The sequence below is a fragment of the Arthrobacter senegalensis genome, from assembly GCF_059091765.1.
On record NZ_JBNHGZ010000003.1, the window covers coordinates 142,601 to 161,918 of the forward strand.

A 19,318-nucleotide genomic window follows, 5' to 3' on the forward strand; every position below is an offset into this window, starting at 1 on the left:
GCATATTGTCTCTGGCTTGTAAATTCTGCGGGCTGCGGCGCGTCAAAAAGGCCAGAGGCCGAGCCCACAGCTGTCCCTTCACACTTAGGGATGCCTAACTAGCGGGTGGTTGCCGCCCGGACAAAGATAAAGTGTGGCGAGAGGAGTCCTGTCATGAGTAATGTGGACAGCTTCGGTTCCAAAGGCGTCTTGAACGTCGCCGGGACCGAGTATGAGATATTCCGGCTGAGTGCCGTTGAAGGTGCCGAGAGCCTTCCGTTCAGCCTCAAGGTCCTGCTGGAGAACCTGCTTCGCACCGAAGATGGTGCGAACATCACGGCGGACCACGTCCGCGCCCTGGCCGGCTGGAACCCCGACGCGCAGCCGGACACCGAGATCCAGTTCACCCCCGCCCGCGTCATCATGCAGGACTTCACCGGTGTTCCGTGTGTCGTCGACCTGGCCACCATGCGCGAGGCCGTCAAGGAGCTCGGCGGCGACCCGAAGCGCGTGAACCCGCTGGCCCCGGCCGAACTGGTGATCGACCACTCGGTCCAGATCGATGTCTTCGGCAACGCCGGCGCGCTCGAGCGCAACATGGAGATCGAGTACCAGCGCAACGGCGAACGCTACCAGTTCCTGCGCTGGGGACAGACCGCCTTCGAAGACTTCAAGGTGGTCCCGCCGGGAACCGGCATCGTGCACCAGGTCAACATCGAATACCTGGCCCGCACCGTGATGACCCGCGAGGTCGACGGCAAGCTGCGCGCCTACCCGGACACCCTGGTCGGCACCGACTCGCACACCACCATGGTCAACGGCCTGGGCGTGCTCGGCTGGGGCGTCGGCGGCATCGAGGCCGAGGCCGCCATGCTCGGCCAGCCCGTCTCGATGCTGATTCCGCGCGTCGTCGGCTTCAAGCTCACCGGCTCCATCCCCGCCGGCGCCACCGCCACCGACGTCGTGCTGACGATCACCGAGATGCTGCGCAAGCACGGCGTGGTGGGCAAGTTCGTGGAGTTCTACGGCGAAGGCGTGGCAGCGGTGCCGCTGGCCAACCGCGCCACCATCGGCAACATGAGCCCGGAGTTCGGCTCGACCGCCGCCATGTTCCCGATCGACGACGTCACCCTGGACTACCTGCGCCTGACCGGCCGCTCCGAGGAGAACATCGCCCTGGTCGAGGCGTACACCAAGGAACAGGGCCTCTGGCACGATCCGTCGCACGAACTGAAGTTCTCCGAATACCTTGAGCTGGACCTGTCCACCGTTGTTCCGTCCATCGCCGGTCCCAAGCGGCCGCAGGACCGCATCGCCCTGACGTCCGCCAAGAACCAGTTCCGCAAGGACCTGCAGAGCTACGTCGGCACCGGCAACGAGGACGCCCTGGACGAGGCCCTGGAAGAGTCCTTCCCGGCGTCGGATGCCCCGGCCATGACCTCCACGGTCCGTCACGCTGCCGCTGCGGAGGCCGGCGGCGTGAAGTCCGGCACCGCGCAGGCCGACGATCGTCCCTCCGGCGGTTCGGCCGCCCAGGGACGCCACGTCGCCCTGCCCGGCGACGGCCGCGCCTCCAAGCGCGTCCACGTCACCATGGAAGACGGGCGCGAGTTCGAACTGGACCACGGTGCGGTGTCCATCGCCTCGATCACCTCCTGCACCAACACGTCGAACCCGTCGGTCATGCTGGCCGCGGCCGTGCTGGCCCGCAATGCGGTGGAGAAGGGCCTGGCGTCCAAGCCGTGGGTCAAGACCTCCATCGCCCCGGGCTCCAAGGTCGTCACCGATTACTACGAAGAGTCCGGCCTGATCCCGTACCTGGAGAAGCTCGGCTTCTTCGTGGTCGGTTATGGCTGTGCCACCTGCATCGGAAACTCCGGCCCGCTGGAGCCCGAAATCTCGCAGGCGGTCCAGGACAACGACCTGTCGATCACGTCGGTGCTGTCGGGTAACCGCAACTTCGAAGGCCGCATCAACCCGGACGTCAAGATGAACTACCTGGCGTCCCCGCCGCTGGTCGTCGCCTACGCCCTGGCCGGCACCATGGACTTCGACTTCGAGAAGCAGCCGCTGGGCCAGGACCCGGAGGGCAACGACGTGTTCCTGAAGGACATCTGGCCGAACCCGGTCGAGGTCCAGCAGGTGATCGACTCCTCGATCAACAAGGAGATGTTCGCCAAGGGCTACGAGGGCGTGTTCGAGGGCGACGACCGTTGGAAGGCGCTCGAGACCCCGGCAGGCGATACCTTCGCCTGGGATCCGAACTCCACGTACGTGCGGAAGCCACCGTACTTCGAAGGCATGAGCGCCACGCCGGAGCCGGTGCAGGACATCAGCGGCGCGCGGGTGCTCGCCAAGCTGGGCGACTCGGTCACCACCGACCACATCTCCCCGGCCGGTTCGTTCAAGTCCGACAGCCCCGCCGGCCGTTACCTGCTGGAAAACGGCGTGGAGCGCAAGGACTTCAACTCCTACGGTTCCCGCCGCGGCAACCATGAGGTGATGATCCGCGGCACCTTCGCCAACATCCGGCTGCGCAACCAGCTGCTGGACAACGTGGAGGGCGGCTTCACCCGCGACTTCACCCAGCCCGGCGGTCCGCAGGCCTACATCTACGACGCCGCCATGAACTACCAGGCCGCCGGCACCCCGCTGGTGGTGCTGGCCGGCAAGGAGTACGGCTCCGGCTCGTCCCGCGACTGGGCTGCCAAGGGCACCGCGCTGCTGGGTGTCAAGGCCGTCATCGCCGAAAGCTTCGAGCGGATCCACCGTTCGAACCTGATCGGCATGGGTGTGCTGCCGCTGCAGTTCCCGGCCGGCGAGTCCGCTGCGTCGCTGGGCCTGTCCGGCACGGAGACCTTCTCCATCGAGGGCGTGACCGCGCTGAACGAGGGCACCACCCCGAAGACGCTGAAGGTCACCGCCACCGGCGAGGACGGCGGCACCAAGAGCTTCGACGCGGTGGTGCGGATCGACACCCCGGGTGAAGCCGACTACTACCGCAACGGCGGCATCCTGCAGTACGTGCTGCGCCAGATCTCGGCGAACTAGCCCCCGGTCCGGCACACACCGCACAGCGGCCCAACGCAGGGCGGGCGTCCGATGGACGTCCGCCCTGCGGCGTCTGGCCAGGGCACCAGCGTGCTGTAGGGCTCGGTCCCCGGCCACGCGTCGGCCGCGTTGTGTGCACCCTCGCACCAGGGGAACGCAGAGTGGCGGAGGGATGGCGGTAGGATTAACCGACGCTTTGTGAAGGAAAGGACCTGCTCTGTGGGATTGCTCGAGACCATCCGCGAGCCGCGCGACCTGCGCCGGATCGACATGGTCCAGTTGCAGGACCTGGCCCGGGAAATCCGCCAGTTCCTGATCACGAACGTCGCACAGACCGGCGGACATCTCGGCCCGAACCTTGGGGTCGTCGAGCTGACCCTCGGCATCCACCGCGTGTTCGACTCCCCGCACGACAGCATCGTCTTTGACACCGGCCACCAGTCCTACGTGCACAAACTGGTCACCGGGCGGCAGGACTTCGGCACGCTGCGGCAGCAGGGCGGGCTGGCCGGCTATCCGGACCGCGCCGAATCGGTGCACGACATCGTCGAAAGCTCGCACGCGTCGTCGTCGTTGTCCTGGGCCGACGGCATCTCCCGCGCCCGCCGGCTGACCGGCGAAGGCGACCGCTACGTCGTCGCGGTGGTGGGCGACGGCGCCCTCACCGGCGGCATGGCATGGGAAGCCGTGAACAACATCGCCGCGGACCGAGCACGGCGCGTGGTGATCGTGGTCAACGACAACGGGCGCTCCTACGCCCCGACGATCGGCGGGCTGGCCGACCAGCTGGCCGCGCTGCGCCGGACCACCATCGACAAGGTCCGCACCCACCAGGCCTACGAAGGCACCCTGGACTGGTGGAAAAGGAAGCTGCAGTCGGGCGGGTCGCTGGGCCAGTTCGCCTACCGGAGCCTGCACGCGACCAAGAAGGGCATCAAGGACTGGTGGGCGCCGCAGGGCCTGTTCGAGGACCTGGGCATGAAGTACATCGGCCCGATCGACGGGCACGACCTGGAGGCCGTCGAGGCCGCGCTGACGCAGGCCAAGAACTACCGGGGCCCGGTCATTGTCCACACCATGACCGAAAAGGGCCGCGGCTACGCGCCCGCCCGCGCCCACGAGGCGGACCAGTTCCACGCCGTGGGCGTCATCGACCCGGAGACCGGCGAACCCGTAGAGTCCGGCGGCCGGCAGTCCTGGACCTCCGTGTTCGCCGACGAGATCGCCGAGATCGCCGACGAGCGCCAGGACATCGTCGGTATCACCGGCGCCATGCTGATCCCGGTGGGCCTGCAAAAATTCGCCAGTAAGCATCCGGACCGTGTCTTCGACGTCGGCATTGCGGAGCAGCACGCGCTGGCCAGCGCCGCCGGCATGGCCTACGGCGGACTCCACCCGGTGGTGGCCCTCTACGCAACGTTCCTGAACCGCGCGTTCGACCAGCTCCTGATGGACGTCGCGCTGCACAAGGCCGGCGTCACCGTTGTACTCGACCGGGCGGGGGTGACCGGCCCGGACGGGCCCAGCCACCACGGCATGTGGGACATGTCGCTGCTGCAGATCGTGCCGGGGCTGCACCTGGCCGCCCCCCGCGACGCCACCCGGTTGAGGGAAGAGCTGCGCGAGGCGGTGTCCGTCGACGATGCCCCCACCGTGGTCCGTTTCTCGAAGGGCTCGGTGGGGCCAGAGGTTGAGGCCCTGGAACGGCTTAAGGACGGCGTCGACGTGCTGGCGCGCCGGCCGTCCGGCTCCACCGAAAACGACGTGCTGATCGTCAGCATCGGCGCCATGAGCGAACTGGCGCTGGATGTCTCGAACCGGCTCGGCGCCCAGGGCATCAGCTCCACCGTTGTCGACCCGCGCTGGGTGCTGCCGGTGCCCCGCTCGATCATCGGCCTTGCGGCCCGGCACCGGATCGTCGTCGTGATCGAAGACGGCGTGCGCGCCGGCGGCGTCGGATCCCGGATCCGCCAGGAGATGCGTGCCGCCGGTGTGGACACGGCGCTGAACGAGGTCGGCCTCCCGGTCGAGTTCCTGGTCCACGGCACCCGCGCCGAGGTCCTGGAGCGCGTGGGCCTCACCGCGCAGCAGGTGGCCCAGGACACCGTCGCGCAGGTGCTGGGCACCAAGGTCCCGTTCGCGCGCCCGCTGCCCGGCCAGGAACTGCCGACCGGCCAGATTCCCAAGATCCAGTGACCGGCCGCATCCCCGCCGAGGCCCGGCCCGGCGAGATGGTGGTGTTCCGCAACTGGAAGTACGACGGCGCTGCCCACTGGCTGGTGCCCGGCACCTACCTCGGCTCCGACGGTTTCGGCGACTGGATCTTCCAGCCGGCCGGCTCGCTGGTCGCCCGGCCCGGCATCGCCTTCTTCGCGGCCTCCGACGCGGTGCAGTTACTGCCACGGGAAGGCGACTACGTGGCGACGTTCTACGACGACACCTACCCGGGCGACTTTCGCATCTACATCGACCTGGCCACCGGCATCCGGGTGGACCCGCTGCTTCCGGCCGGCTGGGAAGTCCAGCTCACGGACATGGACCTGGACGTGGTCCGCTCCGTCAGCGGCGGCGTGTACATCGACGACGAGGACGAATTCGCCGAACACCGGGTCACCATGGACTATCCGCCGGCGCTGGCCGAACGGATCCAGGCCAGCTGCCGGGCGCTCTACGGGCAGGTGGCGGCTGAGGCCGCGCCGTTCGACGGAACGGCCCTGACATGGTTGAACAAAGGACGGACATGAGTTTCCTTCGGGTGTACAAGAAGAACGACGACGGCGGGCTGGTGTTCCGCGAGGCGTGGTTCGACGAAGACTACGGCCAGTTCGTGGTCAACCACGGAACGGTGGGCCACCAGAGCACCACGCAGGAGAGCCGGGACGTCAACGCCGAGGCCGCCGAGTCGCTGATGGACGCGTTCGCTGCCCAGTGCGCCGAAGACGGCTACGCGGAGCTCGCGCCGGGGGAGCAGCACTGGGTGATTGCCCAGTATGCGCTGAAGACGGCGGACGGCAGCGACCGGGACCGTTACCTCGAGGACAAAGCCAAACGCACCATCACCGAGTACTTCGCCTGGCGCGGGCTCGGGACCGTGGAGAAGACCGAATTCGTCCCGCACAAGCTCAACATCTATGTTCTGGCGCCGGATGCGGCCAGGGCGGTGGCCGGCCTGAAGGTCTGCCTCCGCGAAGCCAAACTCGACTTCACCAAGCTGAGCATCGGCGTCGCGCCGCACGGGGACCTCGCCGCGGTCAAGCAAAAGCATCCGCTGCCGGCCAAGACGGCGTTCAGCCTGTAGGCCCGGCGGCCGTCGGGGACGGCGCTAGCCGCCCTCGGGCACGTCCAGGCCCGCGGCGCGCGCCGCCTCCCGGTAGGCGGCCGCCAGCGTGGCAACGCTGTGGTGGGCGTTGAGGCCGCTGGGATTCGGCACCACCCAGACCTCGGCGCCGCCGAGCGTCTCCGGTTGCCGGCCCAGCTGCGCCTTCGGCCGCTCAAAACCCACCCGGTAGGCGGTCACTCCCGCGACCGCCACCACCCGGGCCCCCAGGGTCTCGACCCGGGCCGCCAGGCGCCGGGCACCGGTCCGCAGTTCCTCGGCACCCAGCTCGTCCGCCCTGGCGGTAGCCCGCGGGACAATGTTGGTGATGCCCACGCCGCGGTCGATCAGGTGGTTGCGGTCGGCAGCCGCCATGCCGTTCCCGGCGTAGATCTGATGGTCGGTGATGCCGGCCGCCGCCAGGGCCGGATAGAACCGGTTGCCGGGCCGGGCGAAGTGCGAGCCGGTGGCAGCCGACCAGAGGCCGGGATTGATGCCGACGAACAGGAGGCGCAGGCCCGGGCCCAGCAGATCGGGGACCAGCGCGTCCCGGTAGGCGAGCAGTTCAGCACGGGTAAAGGCCACAAAACCACTCTTTCACACGGCGTGCCGTCCCGGCCGCGAAACCGGCCGCATGCTCAGCCTCACGGCCCCAGCTCCGGACAGAAGAAGGCACGGCGCCCCCGAAGGGGCGCCGTGCCCGTGCAGCGGCCCGCCAAGGCGGGCCGGCGAATCAGTCGGTGCCGGCGTCGAACGCCGCGCGGTCCAGCGCCTCGTCGGCCGCGCGGTCGGCCGGGTCGAGCTGGGCGGTGTCGGCGATTTCGCTCGCGCCGCCGGCTTCCAGCGCGCCCACGAGCTCGGCGGTGGGACCGCCCACCAGGCCCTGGGCCGCGTACTGCTCCAAGCGGGCGCGGGAGTCGGCGATGTCCAGGTTGCGCATGGTCAGCTGGCCGATGCGGTCCAGCGGACCGAAGGCAGCATCGCCCACGCGCTCCATGGACAACTTGTCCGGGTGGTAGCTGAGCGACGGGCCGGTGGTGTCCAGGATGGTGTAGTCCTCGCCGCGGCGCAGCCGCAGGGTGACCTCGCCGGTGACAGCGGAGCCAACCCACTTCTGCAGCGATTCGCGCAGCATGAGCGCCTGCGGGTCCAGCCAGCGGCCTTCGTACATCAGGCGGCCCAGGCGGCGGCCCTCGGCGTGGTAGCTGGCCACGGTGTCTTCATTATGGATCGCGTTGAGCAGCCGCTCGTAGGCGATGTGCAGCAGGGCCATGCCCGGGGCCTCGTAGATCCCGCGCGACTTGGCCTCGATGATGCGGTTCTCGATCTGGTCGGACATGCCCAGCCCGTGGCGGCCGCCAATGGCATTGGCCTCCTGCACCAAAGCGACGGCGTCGGCAAACTCCGTGCCGTTGATCGCCACCGGGCGGCCCGCCTCGAAGCGCACCGACACGTCCTCGGTGGGAATGTCCACGTCCTCGCGCCAGAAGGCCACGCCCATGATCGGCTCGACGGCCTCCAGGCTGGTGCCCAAATGCTCCAGCGTCTTGGCCTCATGCGTGGCGCCCCAGATGTTGGCGTCGGTGCTGTACGCCTTCTCCGCGGAGTCGCGGTAGGGGAAGTTGTGCGCGGTCAGCCATTCGGACATCTCCTGGCGGCCGCCGAGCTCGGAGACGAAGCGCGGGTCGAGCCACGGCTTGTAGATGCGCAGCCGGGGGTGGGCCAGCAGCCCGTAGCGGTAGAACCGCTCGATGTCGTTGCCCTTGTAGGTGGAACCGTCGCCCCAGATGTCCACGCCGTCTTCCCGCATGGCGCGCACCAGCAAGGTGCCGGTCACGGCGCGGCCCAACGGGGTTGTGTTGTAGTAGGAACGGCCGCCGCTGCGGATATGGAAGGCGCCGCAGGCCAGCGCGGCCAGGCCTTCCTCCACGAGCGCGGGCTTGCAGTCCACCAGGCGGGAGATATCCGCGCCGTACTCGGTGGCGCGGCCGGGCACCGCGTCGATGTCCGGCTCGTCGTACTGGCCGAGGTCGGCGGTGTAGGTGCAGGGCACGGCTCCGCCGTCGCGCATCCATGCAACGGCAACGGACGTATCGAGTCCACCGGAGAAGGCGATGCCGACGCGTTCGCCGACGGGAAGGGAAGTCAGAACTTTGGCCATGGTTTCGATCATATGTGCAGCGGCACCCAAAGACAGAAGCGGCAACGCCGCGGCCGCCTGCGTGACGTGTCCGAACTCACTTGCGCGTCCGGGACGGGGGCCGGAGCCGGGATAGGATGCGAGGCGAACGGCAAAACCCCCAGTGACAAGGATGTAGCGATGGAATACCGGCGTCTCGGCAAATCCGGCCTCACCGTCTCGACGGTGGGACTCGGCTGCAACAATCTTGGCCGGTCCAACACCCCGACGGAAACGCAGGAAGGCACGGACGCGGTGGTCAAGGCCGCACTCGACGCCGGCGTGACCTTTTTCGACGTCGCCGACAGCTACGGGAAGACTCCGGGGCTGAGCGAGGAGTTCCTGGGCAGGGCGCTGGGATCGCGGCGCGACGACGTGGTGGTGGCTACGAAGTTCGGCATGGACATGCGGGGCGCCAACGGCGAAGACTTCGGCGCCCGCGGCTCGCGGCGGTACATTGTCAGGGCGGCCGAGGCGTCGTTGCGGCGGCTGGGCACCGATTGGATTGACCTCTACCAGTTCCACACGCCCGACCCGCTGACTCCGGTCGAGGAAACCCTGTCCGCGCTGGACGACCTGGTCCGCGCCGGCAAGGTCCGCTACATCGGCCACTCCAACCGGGCCGGCTGGCAGATTGCCGAGGCGGAATTCACGGCGCGGATGGGCGGCTACACCCCGTTCATTTCCAGCCAGAACCACTACAACCTGCTGGACCGCCGGGCGGAGCTGGAAGTCGCCCCTGCTGCCGAGGCCTACGGGCTGGGCCTGCTGCCGTACTTCCCGCTGGCCAACGGCCTGCTCACGGGCAAGTACAAGAACGGCAAGGCGCCGGAAGGCAGCCGGCTGACACACTCGCGCACCAACTTGCTCAAGGACGCCGACTGGGAGCAGTTGGGCGCCTTCTCCCGCTTCGCCGCCGACCGCGGACTAACGGAAATCGAGGTGGCCTTTTCCTGGCTTGCCACCCGTCCCGCAGTCGCGTCGGTCATCGCCGGTGCCACGAAGCCGGAACAGATCCGGCAGAACGCCCAGTCAGCGGGCTGGCACCCGACTGCCGAGGACCTGGCCGAGCTGGAAGGCATCTTCCCCGCGGTGCCGAAAGTGGCCCTGTTCTGAGACCTCCGAGGGGGCCGCGGCGGGAGCCGATGGAACGTTGGGAAGCCTTTTACGTTGAGGGCGCCAAGCAAGGCTGCCTCTACCGCCGGTGGGCGGATCACGTCCTCACCACGCGAATGGCCTTCCGGAGCGGGCCGGACGGGTACCGCGCGGAATCCGTCATCCGGTTCGAGCCCGGGACGCGGCGGTGGGAGTCCTCTTCTTACCGGCAGGGGCCGGGCCGCACCGAGGCATTGGCCCGCCGGGAAGACTTCGGGCTGACCGACACGAGCCTTCCCAGCTACGGGGAGTACCTGCTGTTGGCGGAAATGCTTGACTCCGGCGCCCAGGCCGTGGAGTACTTCCGGCTGGACGACGCCGCGCCGGCCGAACCCGACAGCGGGGCATGGGCGCGGGTATCGCTGGCCGGCACCGAGACGGTGGTGCTGCCGGACGGCAGCCGGCCCTCGTGCGACCGCTACGACGTTGTCCTAAACGCTCGAACGACGGCGCCCGGCGGCGGCTTTCCCACCCTGACGGACTATCGGCCGGATACCGGGGCGGAGCTGGTCGGCGTTCACTGGGCGTCGGGCGGCCGTGTGGTCAAGAGCGACTGGCGAGGAGCCGAGTCCTTCCTCGCTCCGGATCGCGGGACTGCCATCGCCGGCCTCGACCGGGCACTGATTGACTTCCTGGACACCGAATACGGTGCCCGGCCGGCTGGGGCCGACTAGGACGCCCGCCCCGAGGGCTTCCAGACGGTCCATTTCAGACGGTGACGGTGATCCACTCGCCGTCGATAGCCGCCGCGAAACGCGGAAGCGGAGCGGGTGCCGGACCGCCGGTAACTGTGCCGTCGGCGAACGCGAAGGTCGAGTTATGGCAAGGGCACACGAATTCGGCCTTCGTCGGGGTCACGCCGCATCCCTGGTGCGTACAAACGGCGCTGTAGGCCAAGACGGTGGTTTCGTCGGGGCGGTGGATGACGATCTTCTCCCCGCCTGCCTCGCCGCTGGCGCTGCCGCCAACCGGCACGTCGCTGAGCTTCCCGACCCGGACCGGCGTGCCGTCGCTGGCAATCGGGGAAGCGGAGGCACCTTGTGCTCCTGTGTAGTCCTGCAGCGGGGAACATGCGGTGAGCGCGCCCATCGAACCGACGGCGGTCGTGGCGGTCAGGATGGCGCGGCGCGAAGGCAGGGACGAACTCATGTCCGCTATTCTCCCGGACGGTGCCGGTGAATTTCCAAACGGAGCGGTGATCGCTCGCGCAGCGTGTCAGCGATCACACCACCACGGTGATCCATTCGCCGTCAATGGCCGCCGCAAAGCGCTGCAACGGTTCCAACGCCGGCCCGTCGAGAACCGTGCCGTCTGCGGCGCTGAAGACCGAGCCGTGGCACGGGCAACGGAACTCCTCACCCGCCGGCGCCACGGTGCACCCTTGGTGCGTGCAGACTGCGCTGTAGGCCAGGACGGTAGTCTCGTCGGCGCGGTGGATGAGGATTTCCTGCCCGCCCGCTTCGCCATTGGCGCTGCCGCCAACCGGCACGTCTGCGAGCTTCAGGACCTGTACAGCAGCGCCTCCGGAGGTGGCCGGGGCAGGTTTTCCGCCGGCCTCGCCGCCGCCGTTCCCCGCCGGCGCACAGGCAGCCAGTACACACGCCGAGCAGGCCGTTGCGGAGGCGGCCATGACCGAGCGTCGCGAGGGACCGGCATCGGGATTCATGCGCTGACCTTCCCCGTGGGCAGTATGGGTGCCTTTCGCAAAGGGTAGACGTCCGGGCCCATGGGTTGGTTCAGCCAGCTCATGAAAGGGTTTTCGCGCAGGAACCTGCAGTACTTGGCCACCGTTGCCAAAGCCTGGCCGGATGCAATCCGGTCTGGCTGTGTCCGGCGTCTGTCCTAGGACGGAACAGGAGGATCGGATGAGCGTGTGGAGGGATGGTGGAGTCTTGTCGGTTCAGGAAAGCGAACGCGTTCAGCGGGCGTCGCTGAAGCCTGCAAAGGGTTCTGCTGGATTCCTTGACGTCGGAACGACCGCGAGGGGTTCAGGGCTTCATTCTGCGGTTGTCCCCCACTCCTGCAACCACCCATAATGACGGTGTGGCTATGTCGCTGCTGTTCGGCATCGTGACTTCCAGCGCCCTGATGCTGGGTGGATTTATCGGTGTGCGTTTCGAACTGCCCAAACGCGTCCTGGCGATCATCCTGTCCTTCGCAGCGGGCGCCCTGGTCACCGCCCTGACTTTCGAACTCTTCGAGGACGCCTACCAGCGCGGCGGCATCTGGCGCGCAGCGGTCGGCCTGTTTGTCGGCGCGGTGGTGTTCACGACCTTGAGCGCGCTGCTCGACCGCTGGGCGCAGGCCGGGTCGAACCCGGTTGCGGCGGACGAGTACCGGGGCAGCCCCAAGCTCGATACCGACGCCGCCGCCACCGGGCGTGCGCCGGGGCCGGCATCCACCCGGGGTGCGGCCGGTCTGGCCCTGCTGGCGGCCGCCACGCTCGACGGCATACCGGAGAACCTGGCGCTGGGCGTCTCCCTGGGGGAGGGGACCGGCGGGCTGGCGCTCCTGGCCGCGATCTTCGTCTCCAACCTGCCCGAGGCCCTGGTCGGGGCAGCCTCGATGCGCAGCCAGGGCATGTCCAGGCCCGCCATCATCGGACTGTGGGGTGTGTGCTCAGTGCTGCTGGTCATCGCCGTCGTGGTCGGTGCCGGGCCGCTGTCCGGTACCGACCCAGAGACGATCTCGCTGCCGCTGGCCTTCGCGGCCGGCGCGGTGATCGCCGCACTGGCCGACACCCTGATGCCGGAGGCATACGAACACGGCGGACCGGCGGTCGCCCTGAGCACCGCGGCCGGGTTCGTGCTCTCGTTCCTGCTGTCCCTCGCGTGAGAACCGGCGCCGCTAACGACCCTCCGTGCCCCCGCATCGACCCGGACGGGCACCTGGAACCGGCGAACGAAGGAACGCCGTATTCCATCCGTACCCCGACAGGAGGCCCCGTCCTGCCGGGGGAGGAGCGCACCGGCGCGACCCGCATCGGATGCACAAGTCGCTGTTCCACGAGACCATATGCGCCGTTATCTGGGGTTCCGAGTTAGTCCGCAAGGTTTGTTCGATCTGGAGATGGGCACCGGCGGCTCGTTCAACAACTGCGCCCGGTTCACGCCCAGCGCGAACCACCGGCGGTTCCCCCTGGCAGACCGCTGGCGAGCCGGGCGAAAACCGCACCTACCGCGGAACCCGGCGCTTCGATACCACCGGCATGTCGCAGGTCGAGATCAACGCCCTGCAGGGCGCCCGGGTCCATGTCGACCTGGTCTGGGAGCTGCAGTCGGATGAATCGCCCACGCAGCCGTAAGCCGGTTCCGTCAGTTCCGTGACCCGCCGGCTGCCCGGCAGCGCCTTGCGTCCTCTCTTCTCCCGCGACGGCTGGCTGCTGTACATCGCGTCCACGCTCTCGCGGTTGTATCTGGGCATCGCCCTGAGCCTGGTGCTGATCGGCCTGCTGCCTGCGCTGTTCGGCTGGCATACCAGCGTGATCCAGAGCGGTTCCATGGAACCGCACGTCGGCGCAGGGGACGCGGTGGTGTCCGCGCCCTTAGGCAGTGGTGACCCGGTTTCGCCGCTTCCACTGATTTTCGCGCGGCAAGGCCCCTAGCTGAGCAAGTGGGATAGGGCGGTTACGACGCCATGTTCCTCATTCGTTGGCGCGGTGTAACGGGCGCGGGAACGCAGGATCGGGTGGGCGTTGTCCATGGCGAACGACAGGTCGGCGCGGTCGAACATTTCGAGGTCGTTCAGGAAGTCGCCGAACACGACGGTTTGAGCGGCATTCACGCCCAAGGTCCGTTGCAGTTCCTGCACGGCTCGTCCTTTATTGGTGCCCGGGGCCATGATGTCGATCCACTGCTTACCGGAGACGGCCATCTGGTGGCTGGATGCCAGTGGAGCGACGATGCTTCTCGCGCTGGACTCAACGTCCGTGGAGTCGTAGATCGCGAGCTTGAGGATGTCATCGGTGACAGTGGTGAGATCCTCGACCGTGGTGAGTTCGGCGTAGTAGGTTTCCGCCTCCCGGATGAATCCAGCATCGCGTCGCTCGATGTAGGCACTGCGGCGGCCGCATACGACCAGGCCGAGGCTGTTCGCGGTTTCCGTTGCGTGGCGAACCGCGTGAATGACGTGCGTGACAGTGGGCTCGTCCATGTAGGTGGCGGAGAGTACTGCGCCGTCACGGACAACAAGGGAGCCGTTCTCGGCGATGAAGGTGGCACCTGCTGGTGCACTGGGGAACATGCGGGCCAAAGTGGCGTATTGCCTGCCGCTGGCGGGTACAAATGTGATGCCACGGGCACGCATCCGCTCCAGCAACGGCCAGAACCCGGCTGGAACGTTACCGTCCCCGTCCAGCAGGGTGCCATCCATATCGGAGACCACCAGACGCACGTCGTGAAACCCGCTCGGGATCGAGGACCAAGGCTCAGCGCTTCGAGCAACACCACTCATCGTGCCTCGTTGTCTTGACCATGATCGCCGCTGCCGCGGAATCCTAAGCTAAACATGGTTCTTAACGCTACAGACAGGGAATTGGTAAAGCGACTTCAGAACGACTTCCCGGAGGGTAGGACTCGCGGGGGCGCTTTCTGTGGACGAGTTGTTCACTCTCAGGCGTGCCGTTGCATCTATACCAGGCAGTCGGTGTGGACTCCCTGTGGAGGGGTGGCGAAGTGCGGGAGCATCCGCGGCGCCCCTCGCCTTGGCAAGCCTTGGATTGGTCTTCCCCAACGAGAGGAGACGTTCATGTCCTTGGACCGCCGCAACAAGTCATACCGACTGCAGGTCGCCGGAGTCTTGGATCGGCGCTGCCGGGCTTGTCGTTGCACTGTTCCTAGCCGTCTTTGACGACCTTTGGAACGTCGCTGGACGTTGAACATGGATGCCTTTCCCTGATAAACCTCAGACGTAAGCGCTGTTATCGGCTCAACGGGTGGAGGCCCGACAGCTGAATGTAGTCCAGCTGATTGAACTCAGCGCCTCTTTCGATCACTTCGCGGGAATTGCTTGCGCTCCGTCCCTGCATGCCTGACGGGGTTCATTGGCCGGGTGCACGCCCTGAAGTGCGGCGTTGACTACTTGGTGCGTATCCCTGCATTCAGCGGAAACTGGCGCAGTACGGCCCCGGTCCAGAGGCCGCCCGCGATCATGTCCATGAGCAGCATGGAGATCGGCCTCGGGATTGAGCTCTCCGCGGGCCTTTGCCTTGTCGAAGACCTGTGCCTCGTTAGCCAGCCGATCCGTGAAGAAGCCCTAAATCCGGGCGGCCAGGTCCTCGTTCACGACGGCCGCGGACAGGACGGCGACCACGACGTTGGAGGCGGGAGGCACGGTCAGCAGTGCCGCAATCCGGTCGGCCAAAACCTGCAGGTCGACTCGGAGGGTCCCGGTTTCAGGGACGGCGAGCGTCAGCATCGGGGGCATCAATGAAGGCGGCGCCCAGGAGTTCTGCCTTGGACTTCCACCACCGGTAGATCGTCGTCTTGTTAACGCCGGCGGCCTCGGCCACCCCTTTAATGCTGAACCGCTCGTATCCCCGCTTCTGGAATGAAGCTCTGTACTGCCCTGAGCGCTGATCAAACCAAGGTGCTGAAGGCCTCAGCCTTGTCTTTTGTCCCTTGGACTATTATTTGATCGTCGTCGTAGAGCACAGTTTGTTGGGTGGTGTGCTCCCACTGCCCACCCTTGCGCTTGACAGCGACTACTGTGATGTCGAACTTTGAGCGCAGCTGCAGCAGGCCCAGCGGACGGTCCTGGGCTAGCCCGGGCGGGATGGTTCGGATCATGACGAAGTTATCTTCGAATTCGACGTAGTCCAGCATTGCCCCGCGGACCAAGTGCGCCACCCGGCGGCCCATGTCGTGCTCGGGCCGGATCACGTGGTGCACGCCCAACTGTTCGAGGATCTCGGCGTGCGGCTCACTGATGGCTTTGGCCCAAATCGCGGGCCTGGCGAACTTGAGGAGCCGCGAGGTGGTGAGAATGCTAGCTTCCACGTCTGTTCCGATGCCCACCACAGCGCGGTCGAACTCGTGTACAGAGAGCTGTCGCAGCACCTCGTCTTTGGTGGAGTCGGCACGGACTACGTGGGTCAGCAGCCCGTTGAAGGACTGAACGGTCTCTTCGTCGGCGTCGATGCCCAGGACCTGGGTGCCCAGGGACTCGAGCTCCAGCGCCAATGCTCCGCCAAAACGGCCGAGGCCGATAACAACGACGGACCCCGCCTCGGCGATCCGGTCGAAGGAGCGTGAGGGGAAGGGGATTCTAGCCAATGAGCGGCCTTTCTTTCGGGAACTCGTACAGGATCGGTCGCGCGCGAAGCGCCAGCGCGGAGGCCAGCGTGACCGGTCCCAGACGGCCGACGAACATGAGGATGATCAAAATCGACTGTCCGGCAGGTGGCAGCGAGGCAGTGATGCCGGTGGAAAGGCCGACGGTGGCGAAGGCGGAGATAGCTTCGAAGAGCAGTTTTTCCATGCCCGCGTCGGAGAGGAACATCAGGGCCATGGTGGCTGTGACTACCAAGGCGATGGCCAGCAGCACAACGGTCATGGCTTGGCGGTGTACAGAACGGGACAGTCGCTTGCCGAAGATGTTTACGGCGGCGCCGCCGCGGATTTCTGTGTAGAGGATGAAGTAGAGCACTGCGAAAGTAGTGATCTTCAGGCCACCGGCGGTGCCTGCAGGGCCGCCGCCGATGAACATCAGTATGTCCATGCCTAGCCAAGACACCGGGTTCATCTGGCCAATCTCGATACTGTTGAATCCAGCGGTGCGGGTGATGACGGACTGGAAGAACCCGGCCAGCACCCGTGCGGCGGGGTCCAGCGAGCCGAGCGTCGCCCGGTTGGTCCACTCCACCGCGGTGATGAAGACGGTACCTGCCCCCAGCAGCACGGCCGTGCCGGCCAGCACGAGTTTGGTGTTCATGGACCAGTGGATCGGACGCCGGTAGTGCCGGCCGAGCTCGAACAGCACCGGGAAGCCAAGCCCGCCGATGATCACCGCGCTGGCGATCGGCAGGCAGATCCATGGGTCCGCGACGAAGCCCATCAGGTTGTCTGAGAACAGGGCGAAGCCGGCGTTGTTGAAGGAGGAAACGGAGTGGAAGACTCCCAGCCAGAGGGCTTCCCCGGCAGAGTGTCCGTATCCGGTCATGAAGCGTGCCGCAAGGACCAACGCCAGCACGGCTTCGGTAATGAGGCTGATCCTCAGGACGCCGAACAGCACGCGCCGCACGTCGCCAAACCCGGTGCTTTTGGTTTCGGCGGCCGCGGAGATGCGGGAGCGGAGTCCAAGCCGTCCTGCCATCAGCACACCCAGCAGAGCTCCGAAGGACATTACGCCGAACCCGCCGAGCTGGATGAGGACCATGATCACCGCTTGCCCGAATGGGCTCCAGTAGACGGAAGTATCAACGATGATCAGCCCGGTCACGCACACCGAGGACGTCGCCGTGAACAGCGCCTCCAGGAAGGTGGCACCGCCAGGGCCCTGCTTCGACATCGGCAGCATCAGAATGGCCGTGCCGGCCAAGATCGCTGCGATAAAGCCAAGGACTATCACCTGGGACGGATGCCGCGGGCGTACTCGTTGCAGGAGGACGGCACCCGTGGGAGCCTGAAACTTTCGTAGGTCGCTGGTCCGGCGGAAGGCTGCGCCGACGCGACGGGCGGAGGATGCCTTCTCGGGCAAGGGACGTCGCGGTTCAGCCAACGTGAATCCGGGGACGGCGCTGCGGGTCGGGTTCGTTCTGGCGGATGATTTCCCGGACCACGGGGGCAGTGTCACCTTGGCCGAGGAGCAGGTAGCGCATCAGATGGGTCAGCGGATTGCCCTCGGACCATTCAAAGTAGGCCTGCGGCATGACACCGGTCGCATCGCGTAGTGCCAGCAGGACGGCGGCCAGCGCGTTGGGCGCGGCGGGGCTCTGAGCGCGCAGAATCCTGTACCCGCCGATCTCAACTCCGTGGACGTGGAGGGTGTCGCTGAAGCCGGAGGGGTCTTTGATTTCTACTTCGAGGAAGATGACGTCGGCGCTGCCGGGGACTGGGTTTATGCCGCGTTGAAGGACTTCCTTGCTGGAGTATTCCGCGACACCGGTGGCCGGGGGTTTGTGCGCAATCAGGTCCAGCCGTCCATCGAATTCCAGGGACTCGCGGATGAAGCGGCGGGCTTCGTCGTCGAACACTATGCGGTCTGCGCGCAGCTCGGTGGTTCGGGAGACCCGGGAAACCAGGGAGATGACCACGATGCCGGCGATGAACAAGAGCGAAATTGCCAACCCTTCGGGTTTTGCGAGGATGTTGGCTGTCAGGGCGTAGACCAGCACCAGCGTCAGCCCGGTGAACGCGGCGGCAGCGGACCGGCGCCGATTCCGGTACGTGGCAATTGCGACGGCCACCGAGGCAGAGACCATCATGGCCAGGATGCCGGTGGCATAGGCCCCGGCCTGGGCGTTGACATCGGCCCTGAACGCGATGGTGATCATGATACTTACGCCGGTGTAGACCAGGACCACCGGGCGGACAGCGCGGCTCCATTCCGGAGCCATACCGTACGAGGGCAGGTAGCGGGGCACGATGTTGATCAGCCCGGCCATGGCCGAGGCGCCGGCGAACCACAGGATGAGGATGCTGGCCAGGTCGTAGGCGGTGCCGAATCCTTCGCCGAAGCGCTCGTGCGCAAGGTAGGCCAGCGCACGACCGTTGGCCTCGCCGCCCTCGGCGAAGGCATCGGCAGGGATCAGCAAGGTCGTGACGAAACTGCTGCCCAGCAAATACACGCTCATGATCACGGCCGCGGCGGTGAGCAGCTTGCGGGTATTGCGGATCCGGCACGCGAGCCGCTCCTTGGGAGTCCGGCCTTGCGCTGCGACGAGAGGCATCATGCTGACGCCGGTTTCAAAACCGGAGAGCCCTAAGACAAGCAGCGGAAAGGCCAGCAGTGCCGGAAGAACCATCCCGCCTAAGCCCCCCGACGTGGTGGTGAGGAGATCTGTCCAGTCCGCGACGATGCCTGGCCTGCTTAGGATGTCGAGCAGACTGGTGCCGATGACGACTGCATTGAGGACGAGGAAGATTGCCACCAGCGGGACCGCGACTGCGACCGCCTCGGTGAAGCCGAGCAGGAAGACTCCGCCGAGGATGAGCAGCAGCACGATGGTCACCGGTACGGCGTGGCCGTGGAGGAACGCGGGAGTGTGCGGGTTCTCCAGCAGATGTACCGTGGCGTCCGCCGAGGAGAGCGTGATCGTGATGATCCAGGAGGTTGCCACGAAGCCCAAAAGGATGAGGACAAAAACTTTCCCACGCCAGAAGGGCAGCAGATGCTCCAGCATGGCCACCGACCCCTGGCCATGCGGGCTGGTCTGCGCCACCCGGCGGTACATGGGCAGCATTCCGCCCAAGGTCAGAATGACGATCAGCAGTGTCGCGAGCGGCGAGAAGGCGCCGGCGGCCAGCGCCGCGATGGCCGGCAGGTATGACAGGGTGGAGAAGTAGTCCACACCCGTCAGGCACATGACCTTCCACCAGGGCTGCTGAATGTCATTGGTTCCCGGGCTTGCCGGTCCGACGGGTTGAACAACGTGGGCGGTAAGCCAACGGGCCACGCCATGGGACGGCTTTTGACGGCCG

At 66.7% G+C, this 19,318-nt stretch carries 18 protein-coding genes; 8 read left to right on the forward strand and 10 right to left on the reverse strand.

Annotated elements, in window-relative coordinates; all coding sequences use genetic code 11:
- Positions 1-153 precede the first annotated feature (153 nt).
- From AC5RVG_RS10745 to AC5RVG_RS10760, 4 genes are all read left to right on the forward strand, one after another.
- Positions 154-3,030, forward strand: coding sequence for an aconitate hydratase (locus AC5RVG_RS10745; RefSeq protein ID WP_493999525.1), 2,877 nt, complete (start codon positions 154-156; stop codon positions 3,028-3,030).
- 219 nt (positions 3,031-3,249) lie between these two features.
- The gene (gene dxs / locus AC5RVG_RS10750) at positions 3,250-5,226 is read left to right on the forward strand and encodes a 1-deoxy-D-xylulose-5-phosphate synthase (protein WP_493999526.1); all 1,977 of its coding nucleotides are present in this window, start codon (positions 3,250-3,252) and stop codon (positions 5,224-5,226) included.
- Positions 5,223-5,774: a DUF402 domain-containing protein gene (locus AC5RVG_RS10755; protein WP_493999527.1), complete on the forward strand. Its 552-nt coding sequence runs from the start codon at positions 5,223-5,225 to the stop codon at positions 5,772-5,774. Before dxs ends, AC5RVG_RS10755 begins: the two co-directional genes overlap by 4 nt.
- Positions 5,771-6,328: a hypothetical protein gene (locus AC5RVG_RS10760; protein ID WP_493999528.1), complete on the forward strand. Its 558-nt coding sequence runs from the start codon at positions 5,771-5,773 to the stop codon at positions 6,326-6,328. Before AC5RVG_RS10755 ends, AC5RVG_RS10760 begins: the two co-directional genes overlap by 4 nt.
- Positions 6,329-6,352: 24 nt before the next feature.
- Here AC5RVG_RS10760 and mug read toward each other — a convergent pair whose 3' ends face one another.
- Complete coding sequence (gene mug / locus AC5RVG_RS10765; protein ID WP_493999529.1) at positions 6,353-6,931, reverse strand: G/U mismatch-specific DNA glycosylase; 579 nt, start codon at positions 6,929-6,931, stop codon at positions 6,353-6,355.
- Positions 6,932-7,079: 148 nt separating this feature from the next.
- The gene (gene argG / locus AC5RVG_RS10770) at positions 7,080-8,507 is read right to left on the reverse strand and encodes an argininosuccinate synthase (protein WP_493999530.1); all 1,428 of its coding nucleotides are present in this window, start codon (positions 8,505-8,507) and stop codon (positions 7,080-7,082) included.
- Positions 8,508-8,666: 159 nt separating this feature from the next.
- Between argG and AC5RVG_RS10775 the strand changes: the two genes are divergently transcribed.
- Together AC5RVG_RS10775 and AC5RVG_RS10780 are read left to right on the forward strand one after the other, a co-directional pair.
- Positions 8,667-9,641 (forward strand): aldo/keto reductase, encoded by a 975-nt coding sequence (locus tag AC5RVG_RS10775; RefSeq protein ID WP_493999531.1) that lies wholly within the window; start codon positions 8,667-8,669, stop codon positions 9,639-9,641.
- 29 nt (positions 9,642-9,670) lie between these two features.
- Positions 9,671-10,354: a hypothetical protein gene (locus tag AC5RVG_RS10780; protein WP_494013843.1), complete on the forward strand. Its 684-nt coding sequence runs from the start codon at positions 9,671-9,673 to the stop codon at positions 10,352-10,354.
- Positions 10,355-10,388: 34 nt separating this feature from the next.
- On the opposite strand, the gene AC5RVG_RS10785 is transcribed toward AC5RVG_RS10780, so the two are convergent.
- Both AC5RVG_RS10785 and AC5RVG_RS10790 read right to left on the reverse strand, forming a co-directional pair.
- Complete coding sequence (locus AC5RVG_RS10785) at positions 10,389-10,829, reverse strand: Rieske (2Fe-2S) protein (RefSeq protein ID WP_494013844.1); 441 nt, start codon at positions 10,827-10,829, stop codon at positions 10,389-10,391.
- 73 nt (positions 10,830-10,902) lie between these two features.
- Positions 10,903-11,346, reverse strand: coding sequence for a QcrA and Rieske domain-containing protein (locus AC5RVG_RS10790; protein ID WP_494013845.1), 444 nt, complete (start codon positions 11,344-11,346; stop codon positions 10,903-10,905).
- A 377-nt stretch (positions 11,347-11,723) separates the two neighbouring features.
- On the opposite strand from AC5RVG_RS10790, the gene AC5RVG_RS10795 reads away from it, so the two are divergent.
- Both AC5RVG_RS10795 and AC5RVG_RS10800 read left to right on the forward strand, forming a co-directional pair.
- Positions 11,724-12,515 (forward strand): ZIP family metal transporter, encoded by a 792-nt coding sequence (locus tag AC5RVG_RS10795; RefSeq protein ID WP_494013846.1) that lies wholly within the window; start codon positions 11,724-11,726, stop codon positions 12,513-12,515.
- Positions 12,516-13,002: 487 nt separating this feature from the next.
- The gene (locus AC5RVG_RS10800; protein WP_493999538.1) at positions 13,003-13,284 is read left to right on the forward strand and encodes a hypothetical protein; all 282 of its coding nucleotides are present in this window, start codon (positions 13,003-13,005) and stop codon (positions 13,282-13,284) included.
- Here the strand turns inward: AC5RVG_RS10800 and AC5RVG_RS10805 are convergent.
- From AC5RVG_RS10805 to AC5RVG_RS10830, 6 genes are all read right to left on the reverse strand, one after another.
- On the reverse strand, positions 13,281-14,132 hold the full coding sequence (locus tag AC5RVG_RS10805) for an HAD family hydrolase (RefSeq protein WP_494013847.1): 852 nt from the start codon (positions 14,130-14,132) through the stop codon (positions 13,281-13,283). The genes AC5RVG_RS10800 and AC5RVG_RS10805 overlap by 4 nt on opposite strands.
- A gap of 801 nt (positions 14,133-14,933) precedes the next feature.
- Complete coding sequence (locus tag AC5RVG_RS10810) at positions 14,934-15,104, reverse strand: hypothetical protein (RefSeq protein WP_493999540.1); 171 nt, start codon at positions 15,102-15,104, stop codon at positions 14,934-14,936.
- Positions 15,073-15,282: a helix-turn-helix domain-containing protein gene (locus AC5RVG_RS10815; RefSeq protein ID WP_494014122.1), complete on the reverse strand. Its 210-nt coding sequence runs from the start codon at positions 15,280-15,282 to the stop codon at positions 15,073-15,075. Before AC5RVG_RS10815 ends, AC5RVG_RS10810 begins: the two co-directional genes overlap by 32 nt.
- Positions 15,257-15,952: a potassium channel family protein gene (locus AC5RVG_RS10820; protein ID WP_493999541.1), complete on the reverse strand. Its 696-nt coding sequence runs from the start codon at positions 15,950-15,952 to the stop codon at positions 15,257-15,259. The genes AC5RVG_RS10815 and AC5RVG_RS10820 overlap by 26 nt, the downstream gene beginning before the upstream one ends.
- Positions 15,945-17,279 carry a TrkH family potassium uptake protein gene (locus AC5RVG_RS10825; protein ID WP_494014123.1) on the reverse strand — a complete coding sequence of 445 codons (1,335 nt, stop codon included), beginning with the start codon at positions 17,277-17,279 and terminating at the stop codon, positions 15,945-15,947. Before AC5RVG_RS10825 ends, AC5RVG_RS10820 begins: the two co-directional genes overlap by 8 nt.
- A 109-nt stretch (positions 17,280-17,388) precedes the next feature.
- Positions 17,389-19,203, reverse strand: a complete 1,815-nt coding sequence (locus AC5RVG_RS10830) for an APC family permease (protein ID WP_494013848.1) — start codon at positions 19,201-19,203, stop codon at positions 17,389-17,391.
- Positions 19,204-19,318: the final 115 nt, after the last annotated feature.

Coding starts and splice junctions, on each gene's coding strand:
- argG (WP_493999530.1), bottom strand. CDS start 8,507: ATGGCCAAAGTTCTGACTTCCCTTCCCGTCGGCGAACGCGTCGGCATC.
- AC5RVG_RS10790 (WP_494013845.1), bottom strand. CDS start 11,346: ATGAATCCCGATGCCGGTCCCTCGCGACGCTCGGTCATGGCCGCCTCC.
- AC5RVG_RS10810 (WP_493999540.1), bottom strand. CDS start 15,104: ATGCCCCCGATGCTGACGCTCGCCGTCCCTGAAACCGGGACCCTCCGA.
- AC5RVG_RS10760 (WP_493999528.1), top strand. CDS start 5,771: ATGAGTTTCCTTCGGGTGTACAAGAAGAACGACGACGGCGGGCTGGTG.
- AC5RVG_RS10830 (WP_494013848.1), bottom strand. CDS start 19,203: ATGTGCCTGACGGGTGTGGACTACTTCTCCACCCTGTCATACCTGCCG.
- AC5RVG_RS10745 (WP_493999525.1), top strand. CDS start 154: ATGAGTAATGTGGACAGCTTCGGTTCCAAAGGCGTCTTGAACGTCGCC.
- AC5RVG_RS10785 (WP_494013844.1), bottom strand. CDS start 10,829: ATGAGTTCGTCCCTGCCTTCGCGCCGCGCCATCCTGACCGCCACGACC.
- AC5RVG_RS10780 (WP_494013843.1), top strand. CDS start 9,671: ATGGAACGTTGGGAAGCCTTTTACGTTGAGGGCGCCAAGCAAGGCTGC.
- AC5RVG_RS10805 (WP_494013847.1), bottom strand. CDS start 14,132: ATGAGTGGTGTTGCTCGAAGCGCTGAGCCTTGGTCCTCGATCCCGAGC.
- AC5RVG_RS10775 (WP_493999531.1), top strand. CDS start 8,667: ATGGAATACCGGCGTCTCGGCAAATCCGGCCTCACCGTCTCGACGGTG.